This is a genomic window from Achromobacter sp. CSND-B12 (genome assembly GCF_052906545.1).
On sequence record NZ_JBREGJ010000001.1, the window covers coordinates 2,582,459 to 2,598,652 of the forward strand.

Annotated in this window: 13 protein-coding genes; 7 read left to right on the plus strand and 6 right to left on the minus strand. The window is 69.5% G+C overall.

All coding sequences use genetic code 11. From position 1 onward, the window contains the following. Positions 1 to 25: 25 nt before the first annotated feature. From ACUTAG_RS12070 to lpdA, 4 genes are read left to right on the plus strand one after another with little or no spacing between them, the layout of a single operon-like run. Positions 26 to 2,209, plus strand: coding sequence for an alpha-ketoacid dehydrogenase subunit alpha/beta (locus ACUTAG_RS12070; RefSeq protein ID WP_020926119.1), 2,184 nt, complete (start codon positions 26 to 28; stop codon positions 2,207 to 2,209). Then, a complete protein-coding gene (locus tag ACUTAG_RS12075; protein ID WP_006386222.1) occupies positions 2,206 to 2,697 on the plus strand; it encodes a VOC family protein in 492 nt (163 codons plus the stop codon). Before ACUTAG_RS12070 ends, ACUTAG_RS12075 begins: the two co-directional genes overlap by 4 nt. Before the next feature lie 12 nt (positions 2,698 to 2,709). Further along, the gene (locus tag ACUTAG_RS12080; protein ID WP_148317333.1) at positions 2,710 to 3,978 is read left to right on the plus strand and encodes a pyruvate dehydrogenase complex dihydrolipoamide acetyltransferase; all 1,269 of its coding nucleotides are present in this window, start codon (positions 2,710 to 2,712) and stop codon (positions 3,976 to 3,978) included. An 8-nt stretch (positions 3,979 to 3,986) separates the two neighbouring features. Further along, a complete protein-coding gene (gene lpdA / locus ACUTAG_RS12085; protein ID WP_148317335.1) occupies positions 3,987 to 5,384 on the plus strand; it encodes a dihydrolipoyl dehydrogenase in 1,398 nt (465 codons plus the stop codon). 62 nt (positions 5,385 to 5,446) lie between these two features. Here the strand turns inward: lpdA and ACUTAG_RS12090 are convergent, their stop codons facing one another. The 3 genes from ACUTAG_RS12090 to ACUTAG_RS12100 all read right to left on the minus strand — a co-directional run bounded on the left by ACUTAG_RS12090 (position 5,447) and on the right by ACUTAG_RS12100 (position 9,292). Further along, on the minus strand, positions 5,447 to 6,328 hold the full coding sequence (locus ACUTAG_RS12090) for a LysR family transcriptional regulator (protein WP_024070565.1): 882 nt from the start codon (positions 6,326 to 6,328) through the stop codon (positions 5,447 to 5,449). 157 nt (positions 6,329 to 6,485) lie between these two features. Then, positions 6,486 to 8,351, minus strand: a complete 1,866-nt coding sequence (ilvD, locus tag ACUTAG_RS12095; protein ID WP_049053011.1) for a dihydroxy-acid dehydratase — start codon at positions 8,349 to 8,351, stop codon at positions 6,486 to 6,488. Positions 8,352 to 8,464: 113 nt separating this feature from the next. Continuing rightward, positions 8,465 to 9,292 (minus strand): AraC family transcriptional regulator, encoded by an 828-nt coding sequence (locus ACUTAG_RS12100; RefSeq protein ID WP_049053022.1) that lies wholly within the window; start codon positions 9,290 to 9,292, stop codon positions 8,465 to 8,467. Positions 9,293 to 9,735: 443 nt separating this feature from the next. Here ACUTAG_RS12100 and ACUTAG_RS12105 point away from each other — a divergent pair, with 443 nt between their 5' ends. Continuing rightward, on the plus strand, positions 9,736 to 10,773 hold the full coding sequence (locus tag ACUTAG_RS12105; protein WP_024070568.1) for a 2-isopropylmalate synthase: 1,038 nt from the start codon (positions 9,736 to 9,738) through the stop codon (positions 10,771 to 10,773). On the opposite strand, the gene ACUTAG_RS12110 is transcribed toward ACUTAG_RS12105, so the two are convergent. Further along, positions 10,721 to 11,611, minus strand: coding sequence for a LysR family transcriptional regulator (locus tag ACUTAG_RS12110; RefSeq protein ID WP_026382245.1), 891 nt, complete (start codon positions 11,609 to 11,611; stop codon positions 10,721 to 10,723). The two genes, ACUTAG_RS12105 and ACUTAG_RS12110, sit on opposite strands and share 53 nt — an antisense overlap. Positions 11,612 to 11,736: 125 nt before the next feature. Here ACUTAG_RS12110 and ACUTAG_RS12115 point away from each other — a divergent pair, with 125 nt between their 5' ends. Together ACUTAG_RS12115 and ACUTAG_RS12120 are read left to right on the plus strand one after the other, a co-directional pair. Then, positions 11,737 to 12,282: a GNAT family N-acetyltransferase gene (locus ACUTAG_RS12115; protein ID WP_006390053.1), complete on the plus strand. Its 546-nt coding sequence runs from the start codon at positions 11,737 to 11,739 to the stop codon at positions 12,280 to 12,282. After that, positions 12,279 to 13,460, plus strand: a complete 1,182-nt coding sequence (locus ACUTAG_RS12120; protein WP_020926108.1) for an MFS transporter — start codon at positions 12,279 to 12,281, stop codon at positions 13,458 to 13,460. The genes ACUTAG_RS12115 and ACUTAG_RS12120 overlap by 4 nt, the downstream gene beginning before the upstream one ends. Here ACUTAG_RS12120 and ACUTAG_RS12125 read toward each other — a convergent pair. Further along, positions 13,438 to 15,063, minus strand: a complete 1,626-nt coding sequence (locus ACUTAG_RS12125; RefSeq protein WP_020926107.1) for an EAL domain-containing protein — start codon at positions 15,061 to 15,063, stop codon at positions 13,438 to 13,440. The two genes, ACUTAG_RS12120 and ACUTAG_RS12125, sit on opposite strands and share 23 nt — an antisense overlap. 333 nt (positions 15,064 to 15,396) lie before the next feature. After that, positions 15,397 to 16,110: a 7-cyano-7-deazaguanine synthase QueC gene (queC, locus tag ACUTAG_RS12130; protein WP_006390049.1), complete on the minus strand. Its 714-nt coding sequence runs from the start codon at positions 16,108 to 16,110 to the stop codon at positions 15,397 to 15,399. Between the last annotated feature and the right edge of the window lie 84 nt (positions 16,111 to 16,194).

A 16,194-nucleotide genomic window follows, 5' to 3' on the forward strand; every position in this document is an offset into this window, starting at 1 on the left:
TTACCTACATTCTGGAGATTCACTCATGGCCACCTACCAACCGCTTGGTTCCCAGGCGCCCTGGCGGCAACTGACGGTCGAGGCCTCGGACTGGCAACAGGCCGACCCCGCGCTGCTGGCCACCATGCTGACGCAGCTGCACTGGATCCGCGCCTTTGAGGAAGCGGTGCTGGACCTGGCCGCCGAAGGCCTGGTGCATGGCCCCGCCCACTCGTCGGTGGGCCAGGAAGGCGGCGCCGTCGGCTCGGTGCTGGCGCTGGGCGCCGGCGACCAGATCAACGGCTCGCACCGCGGCCATCACCAGTTCCTGGCCAAGGCGCTGCAACACGTCGCGCCGCTGGGCCTGGATCCGCGCAACCCGCTCACGCCCGCCATCGACGAAGTGCTGCACAAGACCCTGGCCGAGATCATGGGCCTGGCGCAAGGCTACTGCCGCGGCCGTGGCGGCAGCATGCACCTGCGCTGGCTGGAAGCCGGCGCGCTCGGCACCAATGCCATCGTCGGCGGCGGCGTGCCGCTGGCCGCCGGCGCGGCCTGGGCCCACCACCACGCCGGCACCGACCGCGTGGCCGTGACCTACTTCGGCGACGGCGCCGTCAACATCGGCTCGGTGCTCGAGACGATGAACCTGACCGCCGCGTGGAAGACGCCGCTGTGCTTCTTCATCGAGAACAACCGCTACGCCGTGTCCACCACGGTCGAGGAATCGACCGCCGAGCCGCGCCTGTCGGCCCGTGGCCAGGCCTTCAACATCCCGGCCTGGCAGGTCGACGGCATGGACCCGCTGGCCGTGCACCTGGCCATGTCGGAAGCCGTGGCGCACATGCGCGCCGGCAACGGCCCCACCATCATCGAGGTGGACGTCTACCGCTTCTTCCACCAGAACGGCCCGTTCCCCGGCAGCGCCTTCGGCTACCGCAGCAAGGAAGAAGAGGCGCAATGGCGCCGCCGCGATCCGCTCGACAAGATCGCCAGCGAGATGATCGGCCGTCAACTGATCACCCAGGCCGAGGTCGACGCCCTGCGCCAGCGCTGCAAGGACGTGATGAAAGACGTGTCGGGCCGGCTGACCGAGGCCACCGACGGCGGCAAGCGCCGCGTGCGCGCCGACCTGTGGCCGCGCCCCGACTTCCGCGACGTGGGCCTGCGCAGCGACGGCTCGGAACTGGCCGGCCTGCGCTACCAGGACGCCGCCGACCATGCCGGCGCCCGCGTCGAGCGCAAGTTCGTGGACGCGGTGGCCGACGTGCTCGACCGCCGCATGGAAACCGACCCCGGCGTGGTGGTGCTGGGCGAGGACGTGCACCGCCTGAAGGGCGGCACCAACGGCGCCACCCGCGGCCTGAAGGACAAGTACCCCGACCGCGTGCTGGGCACGCCGATTTCCGAGAACGCCTTCGCCGGCCTGGGCGGCGGACTGGCCATGGACGGCCGCTACAAGCCGGTGGTGGAATTCATGTACCCCGACTTCATGTGGGTCGCGGCCGACCAGATCTTCAACCAGATCGGCAAGGCCCGCCACATGTTCGGCGGCGACATCGACGTGCCTTTCGTGCTGCGCACCAAGGTGGCGATGGGCACGGGCTACGGCTCGCAGCACTCGATGGACCCGGCCGGCGTCTTCGCCACAGCCCCGGGCTGGCGCATCGTCGCGCCGTCCACGCCGTATGAATACATCGGCCTGATGAACACCGCGCTGGCCTCCAAGGACCCGGTGCTGGTGATCGAGCACGTCGACCTGTACGCCTCGTCGGGCGAGGTTCCCGACGGCGACCTGGACTACGCCATCCCGTTCGGCAAGGCGCGCGTGCGCCGCGCCGGTTCCAAGGTCACGGTGCTGACCTACCTGTCGATGGTCAGCCGCGCCCTCAAGGCGGCGGAGGAAACCGGCGTGGATGCGGAGGTGATCGACCTGCGCACGCTGGACCGCGCCAACCTCGACTGGGACACCATCGGCGCCAGCATCCAGAAGACCAACAACGTGCTGATCGTCGAACAGGGCGCGCGCGGCACCTCGTACGGCGCCATGCTGGCCGACGAGATCCAGCGCCGCTACTTCGACTGGCTCGACCAGCCGGTCAAGCGCGTCACGGGCGGCGAGGCCTCGCCCAGCATCTCCAAGGTGCTGGAGCGCGCGGCCTTCGCCGACACGGAAGAAGTCATCGCCGGCCTGAACGACGTGCTGGCCGACCTGGGAGAACGCGCATGAACGCCGCCTTGCGCATGAGCGTGCCGATGGAAGTCGGCATTTGCTGCGCCGACCTGGACGCGCAACTGGCGTTCTACACCGACATAGTCGGCCTGACGCTGGTGAACCGCGTCAGCGTGCCGGCCGACAAGGCCCGCGCCACCGGCCTGACGCAGCATGGCTACGACGTGGCGCGCCTGCAGACCTCGTACGGCGAGCGCATCAAGCTGCTGCAGCCGGCCGTGGCGCCGGAGCCCGCGGTGCGCGGCGCCGCCATCCTGGACCGCCAGGGCAGCACCTACCTGACCTTCATCGTGCATGACCTGGCCGGCACCGTCGAGCGCCTGCGGGCGCGCGGCGTGGTCTTCGACAGCGATCCGGCGCCGATGGAAGTGCGGCCCGGCACCTGGCTGGCCTTCTTCCGCGACCCCGAAGGCAATGTGCTGGAACTGGTCGAATACGACGACCCGGCGGCCTATCGGCCCGACCTGGCCGTGCGCGCAGAATAGGACGAACTACACGTGGCACACCTTATCAAGCTCCCCTCCGTCGCGGCCGATGCCGACGCCGGCACGCTGCACCAATGGCTCAAGCAGGAAGGCGACACGGTCGCCGTGGGCGAGGCGCTGGCGGAAATCGAAACCGAGAAGGCAATCGTCGAGATCAACGCCGAACACGCGGGCGTCCTGGGCCGCATCGTGGTGCAGGCCGGGCCGGCGTCGGTGCCGATCAACACCGTGATCGGCGTGCTGCTGGCGCCGGGCGAAGACGCCGCCGCGATCGATCAGGCGCTGGCGGAACACGGCGCGCAGGCAGCAAAGCCCGCCGCGCCCGTTGCCGCCGCGCAGCCGGCAGCGACGCCTGCGGCCACCGCCAATGCGGCACCGATCGCCGCGCCGGCGCCCGCCGCACGCGACGCCGCTTCCGACGCCCCCACTCCCGGCACGCGCCGCTTCGCCAGCCCGCTGGCGCGCCGCCTGGCCGCGCAATGGCACGTCAACCTGCTCGACGTGCAGGGCACCGGCCCGCGCGGCCGCATCGTGCGCCGCGACGTCGAGGCCGCGCGCGACCGCTCGCCCGTTGCCGCAACGCCGTCCGCCAATCGCGCCGCCGCGAGCCGCGTGCCGCATTCCGGCATGCGCCGCGCCATCGCCCGCCGCCTGACCGAAAGCAAGCAGCAGGTGCCGCACTTCTACCTGACGGTGGACTGCCGCATGGACGCGCTGCTGGCCCTGCGCGCCCAGGCCAACCAGGGCGGCGCGGTCAAGCTGTCGGTCAATGACTTCATCGTGCGCGCCGCCGCCCTGGCGCTGCGCGAGGTGCCCGAGGTCAACGCCAGCTGGCACGAGGACGCCATCGAATTCCACGCCGGCGCCGACATCAGCGTGGCCGTGGCCACCGACGGCGGCCTGGTCACGCCCATCGTGCGCTACGCCGACGTCAAGCCGCTGTCCGCCATCGCCGCCGAGATCGTCGAACTGGCCGGCCGCGCCAAGGTCAATCGTCTGAAGCCCGAGGAATTCACCGGCGGCTCGCTGACGGTCAGCAACCTGGGCATGTACGGCATCAAACAGTTCGCCGCCATCATCAACCCGCCGCAGGCGGCGATCCTGGCGGTGGGCGCGGCCGAGCGCCGCCCGGTGGTGGACGACAACGGCGACCTGAAGGCCGCCACCGTCATGACCGTGACGCTGTCGGCCGACCACCGCGTGGTGGACGGCGCCGTCGGCGCGCGCTGGCTGGCCGCCTTCCGCGCGCTGATCGAAGCCCCCGTGCGCATCCTGCTGTGAGCCCCGCCATGACCAAGACTTCGTTTGACCTGGTGGTGGTGGGCGGCGGCCCCGGCGGCTACGTGGCCGCCATCCGCGCGGCGCAACTGGGCCTGTCCACCGCGCTGGTGGAACGCGCCGAACTCGGCGGCATCTGCCTGAACTGGGGCTGCATCCCGACCAAGGCGCTGCTGCACAGCGCCACCGTGCTGCGCGCCTGCCGCGAGGCCGACCAGTACGGCGTGACCGGCGCCGGCGCGGCCCAACCCGACCTGGCCGCGATGGTGGCGCGCTCGCGCAAGGTCGCCGGCCGCCTGGGCCAGGGCGTGACGCACCTGATGAAGAAGAACGGCGTCACGGTCTTTGCCGCCAGCGCCAAACTGGCCGGCAGCGGCCGCGTCGCGCTCGACAACGGCGCCACGCTGTCGGCCCGCCACATCATCCTGGCCACCGGCGCGCGGGCGCGCGAGCTGCCGGCGCTGCCGGTGGGCGAACGGATCTGGACTTACCGCCAGGCGCTGACGCCGCCGGCGCTGCCCAAGTCGCTGCTGGTGGTGGGCGCTGGCGCGATCGGCGCCGAGTTCGCCAGCTTCTACCGCGCGGTCGGCGCGGAGGTGACGCTGATCGACATGACGGCCGAGATCCTGCCGCAAGAAGACGCCGAGATCTCCGCGCTGGCGCGCAAGGCCTTCGAAAAGCAGGGCATCCGCGTGCTGACGCAGTGCGCGGTCAAGTCTTCCAGCCCGACGGCCACCGGCGTCAAGGCCGTGCTGGAGCAACAGGGCAAGCAGATCGAACTGGAGGTCGAGCGCGTCATCGTCGCGGCCGGCATTGTCGGCAACGTCGAGAACCTGGGCCTGGAGCAGACCCGCGTGAAAGTGGAGAAGACCCACATCGTCACCGACGGCCTGTGCCGCACCGCCGAACCGGGCGTCTACGCCATCGGCGACGTGGCCGGCGCGCCGTGGCTGGCGCACAAGGCCAGCCACGAGGCGGTGCTGTGCGTGGAAGCCATCGCCGGCCTGCCGGTGCACGCGCTCGATCCGCTGCGCATTCCCGCGTGCACGTATTCGCATCCGCAGGTCGCCAGCATCGGCATGACCGAGGCCCGCGCCCGCGAGCACGCCAAGGCGACGGACGGCGAGATCCGCGTCGGCAGATTCACCTTCGTCGGCAACGGCAAGGCGATTGCCATGGGCGAAGACCAGGGGTTGGTGAAGACGGTGTTCGATGCCGGCACCGGCGAGCTGCTGGGCGCGCACATCATCCACCCGGAGGCGTCAGAGCTGATCGCCGGCTACGGCGTGGCGGCGGCGCTGGAAGCCACCGAGGAAGACCTGATGCACACCGTGTTCGCGCATCCGACGCTGTCGGAAACGCTGCACGAATCGGTGCTGGCGGCTTTCGGCCGGGCGCTGCACGGCTAAAGCGCGTTGCAGCGCTCAGGGGTTTGGCGCGGACCGTCATCGGTCGCGCCAGGCCCCTGCCCTCACAACCGGCTGGCGAAGAAATCCAGGAAGCACGCAATACGCCGCGACAGCTGCGTATTGCGGTAGTACACCGCGTGCATCGGCTGCAGGTAGTCGGTGTGCAGGTCTTCCATGATGCGCACCAGCCGCCCTTCGCGCAGGTCGTCGCGCGACACGAAGTCCGACAGGCAGGCGATGCCCACGCCGCGCAGCGCCAGGTGCCGCTGGGTCTCGCCGCTGGAAGTGGCCAGCGTGGGCGTGGCCAGGTAGGTGGAGCCGCCCGCGTGGCGCAGCGGCCAGACGTTCAGGCTTTCGGGCTGGGTGAAGCCCAGCAGTTCGTGGCTGGCAAGGTCCTCGACGGTGCGCGGCACGCCGCGCCGCGCGAGGTATTCCGGACTCGCCATCAGCCAGCGCGGGCGCGGCCGCATGGGCCGCGCATGCAGCGTGGAATCATTCAACGGCCCCATGCGCAGGGCCACGTCGGTGCGGTGCTCGATCAGGTCGACGATGCGATCGTTGCTGGTCAGCTCCAGCGAGATCGCCGGATACTCCCGACGGAAGTCCGCCACGTGCGGCACCACGCAATGCAGCATCACCGGCACCGAGGCATCGACGCGCAGGCGGCCGGCCGGCTGCTGGTTGACGATGCGCATGCATTCCTCGGCTTCTTCCAGCGACTGCACGATCTGGCGCGCCTTCTGCAGGAAATGCGCGCCTTCGGCCGTGAGTTCCATGCGCCGGGTGGTGCGGTTCAGCAACGTCACGCCCAGGTCCTCTTCCAGGCGCGACAGGCCGCGGCTGACGCCGGACGCGGTCTGGCCGAGCATCTCGGCGGCGGCGCTCATCGAGCCGGCGTCGACCACGCCCAGGAACAACCGCAGGGCCTCGGAATTGAGCGCCATTTTTGACTCCGGATCACGAGTAGCGGAATTTTATAGCGCCTGGACGCCCCGATTGCGCGGTGGCCGGGCCGACGGCAGGGTTATCTGGCTCTGCGACCACAAAAGAAAAAGCGACGCACGCGGCGCCGCTTTTTCCATGGGATCGACCGCCGGCCGATCAACGCTTCTGCTTGAGCTGCGACAGATCGCGCACCGCGCCACGGTCGGCCGAGGTGGCCAGCGCCGCGTAGGCCTGCAGGGCCTGCGACACCACGCGTTCGCGATCCACCGGCAGCCAGCCGCCATCCTCGCGCGCATTCATCGCGGCGCGGCGGCGGGCCAGTTCCTCGTCGGACACGGCCAGGTGCATCTTGCGGTTGGGAATGTCGATCTCGATGGTGTCGCCGTCTTCCACCAGGCCGATGGTGCCGCCCTCGGCCGCTTCGGGCGAGGCGTGGCCGATCACCAGGCCCGACGAGCCGCCCGAGAAGCGGCCATCGGTGAACAGCGCGCAGGTCTTGCCCAGGCCCTTGGACTTCAGGTACGACGTGGGGTACAGCATTTCCTGCATGCCGGGGCCGCCCTTGGGGCCTTCGTAGCGGATCACCACCACGTCGCCCGGCGCGACCTTGTCGCCCAGGATGCCTTCGACGGCGTCGTCCTGGCTTTCGAACACGCGCGCGCGGCCGGTGAAGACCCACTGCGATTCATCCACGCCGGCGGTCTTGACGATGCAGCCCTTCTCGGCCAGGTTGCCGTACAGCACGGCCAGGCCGCCGTCCTTGGAGTAGGCGTTTTCCTTGCTACGGATGCAACCGGTCTTGCGGTCGGTGTCCAGTGTCAGGAAGGTGGCGTCCTGGCTGAAGGCCACGGTGGTGGGGATGCCGCCGGGCGCGGCGCGATAGAACTTCTGCGCCGCTTCGCCGGCGCCGCCGGCCACGTCCCATTGCGCGATGGCGTTGCCCAGCGTGCCGCTGTGCACGTTGCCGCAGGACAAGTCGAGCAGATCGGCGCGCGCCAGTTCACCCAGGATGCCCAGGATGCCACCGGCGCGGTGCACGTCTTCGATGTGGTACTTGTCGGTGGCCGGGGCGGCCTTGCACAGGCACGGCACCTTGCGCGAAATGCGGTCGATGTCGGCCATGGTGAAGTCGACGCCGGCTTCCTGCGCCGCGGCCAGCAGGTGCAGCACGGTGTTGGTGGAACCGCCCATGGCCACGTCCAGCGCCATGGCGTTCTGGAACGCGCTCTTGGTGGCGATGCTGCGCGGCAGGACCGATTCGTCTTCCTCGACGTAGTAGCGGCGGCACAGGTCCACCACCAGGCGGCCGGCCTGCTCGAACAGCCCCTTACGCCAGGCGTGCGTGGCGACGATGGTGCCGTTGCCCGGCAGCGCCAGGCCGATGGCCTCGGTCAGGCAGTTCATCGAGTTGGCGGTGAACATGCCGGAACAGGAGCCGCAGGTCGGACACGCGCTGCGTTCGACTTCGGCCACGTCGGCGTCCGACACGTTGGGATCGGCGGCCTTGATCATGGCGTCGATCAGGTCGATCTTGGCGATCACCTTGCCGTCGGTCGGCGACTTGACCTTGCCGGCTTCCATCGGGCCGCCGGACACGAACACCACCGGGATGTTCAGGCGCATCGCGGCCATCAGCATCCCCGGGGTGATCTTGTCGCAGTTCGAGATGCAGACCATGGCGTCGGCGCAGTGCGCGTTGACCATGTATTCGACCGAGTCGGCGATCAGTTCGCGCGAAGGCAGCGAATACAGCATGCCGCCGTGGCCCATGGCGATGCCGTCATCGACGGCGATGGTGTTGAATTCCTTGGCGACGCCGCCGGCGGCCTCGATTTCCTTGGCGACCAGCGCGCCCAGGTCGCGCAGGTGCACGTGGCCCGGCACGAACTGCGTGAACGAGTTGACCACCGCGATGATCGGCTTGCCGAAGTCTCCGTCCTTCATGCCGGTGGCGCGCCACAGGGCGCGGGCGCCGGCCATGTTGCGGCCGTGGGTCGAGGTGCGGGAACGGTAGTGCGGCATGATCTTGTCTCAGGCGATTAGCGTGGGCGGCAAAACGGTAAATAATACGCTGGTTCCGGCGCACAGCGGCCGCGGACCGCCTCCGAGGCCGCCCCGAGACCGCGCGGCGGCCATCAGGCGGACGCCGCGCCGCGCGCGGCGAAGGCGCTGGGCGGCTCGCCCAGGGCTTTGCGGAACATGGCCGCGAAGGCGCTGGGGCTTTCATAGCCCAGGTCCAGGGCCACATCCAATACCCGCTCGCCGCGCGCCAGCCGCTCCATCGCCGCCAGCAGGCGCGCCTGCTGGCGCCAGCGGCCGAAGGTCATGCCGGTATGCCGCAGGAACAGGCGGTGCACCGTCTTGGGATCCACCCCCAATTCGCGCGCCCAGTCGGCCGCGCCCGCCTGCCGCTCGGGGTGGCGCACGATGGCGCGACAGATGCGCGCCAGGCGCGGCTCGGACGGCTGCGGCAGGTGCAGCGGCAGCACCGGCTCCTGTTTCAATTCGTCCAGCAGCAGCAGCATCAGCCGGCCGTCGCGGGTGCCCGGCTTCCAGTCCAGCGGCACCTCCGCGGCCGCCACCATCAGCTCGCGCAACAACGGCGAGATCGACAGCACGCAGCATTCGGTGGGCAGGTGCGAGGCCGCCCCCGGCTCGACGAACACGGTGCGCATGCGCGGCTCGCCGCTCATGCGGATGGCATGGGATACCCAGGCCGGCACCCACACGCCGCGCGTGGGCGGCACCACCCAGATGCCGGCGTCGGTATCCACCACCATCACGCCCGAGATCGCATACACCAGCTGCGAACGGCGGTGACGGTGGCGGCCCACGCGATGCCCGTCCTCGTAGTCCACGGCCAGCGCGGCCACCGGGCGCAGCGAGGATTCGTATGGGAACAGGTCCAGATCGGCAGGCTTGCGCGAGCCGGCCAGGCGCGACGGCGGTTTGGGTTTGTCCATTTCTCGACGATTCATGTCCAGCTGGCGGTAGACGGTCTTTTCCAGTGTACCTATCCTGCCGGCATCCCCGTTCGATTTCATTGCTGCCCGCGCCCCGATCATGCGTCCCGCCCCCCGTTCCACCGCCGCCTGCGCCACCTTGTGCGGCAGGCGCGCGCACGTGGCCGGCAAATCGGACGCCTTCACCTCGACGCGCGCCATCCCGGACGCCCGCCCCGCTTGCGCCTGCGCGCCAGCCCTTCCGGCCGCCCGCCCCTTCGACACTCCTGTCGCGCACGCCGCCGCGTCGACGCTACGACTAGCGCGCGGTTGCCGGGCCTTGCGCCCCGTGGCCGCCCGGCAGCCACGGCCCCTCTGAAGGGTCCGTTCGCCACCTCCCTTGCCCGCCCGCCGCCGCAGACCGGCGGCCACAGACGCCGCGCGCCGCGCGGCCGGAGGTTTCCATGCTCGACCACCCCCAACACAAGTACCGCCCCGTCCAGCCCTTTTCGCGCGACTACGCCGAACGCCAGTGGCCCACGCGCCGTCCGAGCGCACCGCCGATCTGGATGAGCACCGACATGCGCGACGGCAACCAGGCGCTGATAGAGCCCATGGACGCGGCCCGCAAGCTGCGCTTTTTCGAGCAATTGGTGGCGGTGGGCCTGAAAGAGATCGAAGTGGCGTTTCCCTCGGCGTCCGACACGGATTTCAATTTCGTGCGCAAGCTGATCGAGGAAAGCCGCATCCCCAGCGACGTCACCATCGAGGTCCTGACCCAGTCGCGGCCCGACCTGATCGCGCGCACCTTCGAATCGCTGCGCGGCGCGCCGCGCGCCATCGTGCACCTGTACAACCCGATAGCGCCGCAATGGCGCCGCATCGTGTTCGGCATGAGCCGCGCCGAGATCAAGGAGATCGCGCTGGCCGGCACCCGCCAGATCCGCGCGCTGGCCGACGCGCATCCAGAGACGGAGTGGATCTACGAATACTCGCCCGAGACCTTCAGCCTGGCCGAGCTGGATTTCGCGCTCGAGGTCTGCGATGCGGTCAGCGCCATCTGGCGACCGACGCCGGCCCGCAAGATGATCATCAACCTGCCGTCGACGGTGGAGTGTACGACCGCCAACGTGTACGCGGACCAGATCGAATGGATGCACCGCCGCCTGGCGCGGCGCGACAGCATCGTGCTGAGCGTGCATCCGCACAACGACCGCGGCACCGCCGTGGCCTCGGCGGAACTGGCGGTGCTGGCGGGCGCCGACCGCGTCGAAGGCTGCCTCTTCGGCAACGGCGAACGCACCGGCAACGTCGATCTGGTGACGTTGGCGCTGAACCTGGACCGGCAGGGCATCGCCAGCGGCCTGGACTTTTCCGACATGGCCGCCGTGCGCGACTGCGTGCAGGCGTGCAACCAATTGCCGGTGGACGTGTTCCACCCCTACGCGTTCACGTCCGCAGCGCCAGCAATGCCTCCTGCAGGTGCCGCAGCCCGCGGCTGAGCGGCTTGTCGCGGCGCACCACCACCGCCAGGGTGCGCGCCAGGCGCGGCGCCAGCGAACGCAGCGCCAGGCTGCCGCGCTGGCCCGCGCCGCTCACCGCCATCCTGGGCAGCACCGCGCAGGCCAGGCCGGCGGCCACGATTTCCTTCATGGCCTCGGTGCTGCCCAGCTCCATGACCGGCTTGACCGCCACTCCGGCCTCTTCGAACCAGTCGTCCACCAGGCGGCGGGTGCGCGCGCCCGGCTCGAACAGCACCAGCGGCAATGCCGCCAACGCCTGCGGCGTCACCGCGTCGGGAATCGCCAGCGGCCCCCGCGCGGGGAAGATGGCCACGAACTCGTCTTCAAGCACCGGCGTGGCCTCGATCATGCGCCCCGGCGCGGGCAGGGTCACCAGGCCGATGTCCAGCGTGTTGTTCTCCAGCCCGCGCAGCATGTCGGCGGTATTGCCGGTGCTGGCCACCACGTCCAGCGCCGGAAAACGGCGCCGCAGATCGGCCAGCAGCGGCGGCAGCAGGTAGGTGCAGGCGGTGGCGCCGGTGCCCAGCCGCACGCGGCCCGTCACCTGTGAAGCATGCGCGGTCATGGCCTGCTCGGCCTGCGCCAGCGCCGCGTCGATGGCGCGGATGTGGGTCAGCAGTTCCAGTCCGGCGGCGGTGGGACCGGCGCGCCGGCCGACCCGCTCGACCAGCTTCAGGCCGAAGCGGCGCTCGAGCTGGCGCACCTGCAGGCTGACCGCGGGTTGGGTGATGCCGCCGCGTTCGGCGGCGGCCGAAAAACTGCCCAGTTCGATCACCTGCGCAAACGTGCGCAGGGCGTCCAGATTGAGGCCGCGCATGGGTCCGCCCGTCATCCAAAGTTTTGCTTATGTAAACCATAACAGACCAAAGCTTTATTTATGCATGGGGCTGCGCCACACTGGCGGCTGCTTTCCATCGATCCCCCACCGCCGAAAACACCGCCATGCCGCCCTCCGCCGCTCCCATCCTGATCCGCGACAGCGTCGACGCCGACCTGCCCGCGATCAAATCCATCTACGCGCATCACGTGCAGCACGGCACCGCGTCGTTCGAACTGGACCCGCCGTCGATCCAGGAAATGCGCCAGCGGCGCGCCGCCGTGCTGGAAAAGGACATGCCCTACCTGGTGGCCGAAATCGACGGCGAAGTCGTGGGCTATGCCTACGTGACCCCCTATCGTCCGCGTCCCGCCTACCGCCACACCGTCGAGGATTCGGTCTACGTCAAGGCCGGCCGCGCCGGCCAGGGCATCGGCGGCAGGTTGCTGGCGACGCTGGTCGAACGCTGCACCGCGGCCGGCTGGCGGCAGATGCTGGCGGTGGTGGGCGACAGCCGCAACGCCGCCTCGCTCGCGGTGCATGCGCGCCAGGGCTTCCATCCGGTCGGCACGCTGCGCTCGGTGGGTCACAAGCATGGCGAATGGCGCGACACCGTGCTGATGCAGCGCGCGCTTGGCGAAGGCGACGGCACGCCGCCGCAACGCCCGTGATCGCCGCCCGCGCGGTGGTCTGCCTGGGCCTGACCCAACTGGTCGGCTGGGGCGTGACGTTCTACCTGATCGGCGCGCTTGGACCGGACATGGCCGCCGACCTGGGCTGGAACCCCGCCACCATCTATGGCGGCTTCTCCTGTGCCATCGTCGTCATGGCGCTGGTTTCGCCGCTGGCTGGCCGGGCGGTGGACCGCTGGGGCGGCCACCGCATCATGCCGACCGGCGCCGTCGTGGCCGCGGCCGGCTGCATCCTGCTGGCCGCCGCGCACGGCCCGGTAGCGTACTTCGCCGCCTGGACGCTGTTGGGCCTGGGCATGCGGCTGTGCCTGTATGACGCCGCCTTCGCTTCGCTGGCGCGCGCCGCGGGTCCCGCCGCGCGCCGGCCGATGTCGCAGATCACCCTGTTCGGCGGACTCGCCTCGACGGTGATGTGGCCGGTGGGCCATGCGCTGTCGGATTGGCTGGGCTGGCGCGGCGCGGTGCTGGCGTACGCCGCGCTGGCGCTGGCGACGCTGCCGTTGTACCTGGCGCTGCCGCGCACGCGCTACGCCGCTCCGGCGCAGGCATCCGGCCAGGGCGGAGCCGGCCTGGCGCGCAATGCCCGCGAGCGTCGCCTGGCTGGCACGCTGTATGCCACGATCGCCATGCTGACCAACTTCCTGGCGGCCGGCAACGCCGCCCACCTGATCCCCCTGCTGTCCGGCCTTGGCCTGGCCAAGGCCCTGGCCGTCAACGTCGCCGCGCTATGGGGCATTGGCCAGTTCGCCTCGCGGCTGGCCGATGTCGCGCTGGGATCTCGCCTGCATCCGCTGACCCTGACCCTGGCGGTGGCCGCCCTGCTGCCGCTAGGCTTCATGCTGGCGCTGTTCTCCGGCGGCCATCTCGCCGCCCTGGCCGCCTATGCCTCGCTGTACGGTGCCTGCAACGGCCTGCTGACCATCACGCGCGGCACGCTGCCGCTGGCACTGTTCGACTTCCGCAGTTACGGCGCGGTGACCGGCGCCCTGCTGATGCCCAGCTTCCTGCTGACGGCCGCCGCGCCGGTGGCGTACGCGTACGTCGTGCAACGGCATGGGGCGCATGCCGCGATGGGCATGTCCGCCGGCCTGGCCGGCGCCATCCTGGCCGCCGCATTGGCGCTGCGGTGGCGCTTCATTGCCCGGGCACGGGGCTGAACGGCGCGCCGCCGTCGCGGACCGCCGTGGCGGGCGCACCGCGGTCGCGCGCCCAGGCCACGTCGTCACGGCGCTGGCATTGCGCGTTCAACGCGGTGGCCAGTTCGTCGGCGGTGCCGGGCCTGAAGAACAGGAAGCCCTGCAACAGGTCGCAGCCGGCTTCCCGCGCGGCCCGGCAATGCGCCTCGGTTTCTACCCCTTCGGCCACGGTGACGATATCCAGATCCCGCGCCAGCTGGCAGATCGAGGCCAGCACTTTCTGCGCATCGGCCTGCCGCGCCGCGCTCCAGACGATGGACTTGTCGAGTTTCAAGCCCGCCAGCGGCAGCGTCGACAGCCATTCGAGGTTGTTGTAGCCCTTGCCGAAATCGTCCAGCCACACCTGGATGCCGCGGCTGGTGAACTCCTCCAGCATGCAACGGATGTCCGCGCTGGCCGCGTGCAAGGCCGCCTCTTCGGTAAGTTCGATGCGGATATCGCGCGGCGCCAGTCCACACACGGCGATATCGCGCAGGATCACGCCGACGACGTCACGGCGGGCAAAGCTCTGGGGCGAGATATTGATATTGACCGCCGGTCCGCAGCCGCGCGCAGCCTGCCGCCAGCGCGCCTGGTCGCTCGCAATGGTGCGAATGCCCCAGCTGATCAGGGCTTGCGCGACCTCGGGCGCCCCGGCCTCGCGCAACAGGCCGTCGATGCCCAGCGTTTCGCCGCCGGCCGCCCGCCACCGCAACAGCGCCTCGGCGCCCACGATCTCCAGGTCCGAAGCGGCGACGATGGGCTGGTAGTGGAATTGCAGCCGGTCCCCTTGGATCGCGGCCAGCAACGGCGAGACGGGCCCACCCTCTTTCCGGGGCGCCGCCGGTTCGCGGCCGTCGCCGGCGGCGCTATCCTGCGCCAACGCGGCGGAGAACGAATACCCCTTGCCGCGCAAGCTGCGGATCGGAATGCTCAGCCCGGCGGCCGCGCCCTTGCGCTTGAGGCGGCTGATGACCAGGTCCAGCGCGCGGCCGTTGCCGGGGATATCCAGGCTGGCGACCGCGAAATCGGCGCGGCGGATGAGCCGTTCGGCATGCGCGTGCATGCCTTTGAGCACCGCGCGCTCCATGGGCGTGAGGCTGACGCCCGGCCCCGCGGGCGAGACCAGCGTCCATTCGTTGTCGCACAGCCGCCAGCTTTTTTCGGCCGCGGCGGGATCGGGCGGCGCGTCCGGCCGCCGCGGCGCGACCGCCGCGGGCGGTTGGCACAGGGTCAGTTTGCGTTGCGCCGACTGGATCGCGGCCGCCACTTCGCTATAGCTGATGTTGGCGCCATAGCAGCTGTCGGCGCCGGCCAGCAGCGCATTGATCCGCACCGCCGGGCTTTCGATGTGGCGGATGGCGATGATCGTGGAATGGGCGAAGCGCGCGCGCAACTGGCCGATGGTGATGTCCAGATCTCGCGGCAGGCACAGGTGCACCTGGATTTCGCCGGCCTGGCACGCCGGCGCCGGTTCCTGGAGCGATACGGGATTCAGGACGAAACCGATCTGCTCGAGCGAATCGGAGATGCCCTGCTTGGCGAATTCGTTGTCGAAAATAAGGATAATGCGCGACCGATTCATGATGATTGAGCCCTGAGTGAAACCGCTTTCCATCGAACGGTATTGAAATGTTTGTTTGCATCTCCATACCGGGAACAGGGTCGCAAAAAAAGGGCGCTCAATCGTTCACGTCACTGCGCAAAGTCGAAAATAATTGAATTCCATTCACTTTTAAATGAATGGAATTCAATATATCGAAATAAAAATCACTGATCGGCGAAACGTAGCGACACGCGCCTGGCTACCGTCCGCGCGAGTTCTGACGCCATTGCGGCGCAGGTCGGCAATGCGCCGCGGCCTGTCGCCGGCGCAATGTGAATCCAGGGGTTATCGGTGGAGGGACGGGCGGACGCCTCAGGCCCCGCCCTGCGCCTGCCATTTGTCCCAGCCGGCTCGGCGCAGCTTGCAGGCCGGGCATTCGCCGCAGCCATAGCCCCAGGCATGGCGCGCGCCGCGCTCGCCCAGGTAACAGGTGTGGCTTTCCTCGACGATGGTCTCGACCAGCGCGTCGCCGCCCAGGCTCCTGGCCAACGCCCAGGTTTCCGATTTGTCGATCCACATCAGCGGCGTCTCGATGGTGACGCGGCTGCCCAGGCCCAACCCCAGCGCCACCTGTTGCGCCTTGATGGTGTCGTCGCGGCAATCGGGATAGCCCGAAAAATCGGTTTCGCACATGCCGCCCACCAGCACGTCCAGCTGACGCCGGTAGCCCAGCGCGGCCGCCAGCGTCAGGAACAGCAGGTTGCGGCCGGGCACGAAGGTGTTGGGCAGGCCATTGGCCTGCATCTCGATGGCGCGGTCGCTGGTCATGGCGGTGTCGCCCACCTGGCCCAGCACCTTCAGGTCCAGCAGATGGTCTTCGCCCAGTCGCGGCGCCCATTGCGGAAAACGCGCGCGGATGTCGCGCAGCACATTCAGGCGCGCATCCAGCTCGATGCGGTGGCGCTGGCCGTAATCGAACGCCACGGTTTCCACATGGGCATAGCGGTCCAGCGCCCAGGCCAGGCAGGTGGTGGAATCCTGTCCGCCCGAAAACAGCACGAGCGCGCGACGTTGGTGATTCAGCATAAAAGGGGGTTTCTGCAAAGACTAAGGGATAGGCCAGACTTTACCGCAGCTGGCCGTCTTCCCCGTAAGGAAGCCTGCGTAAAA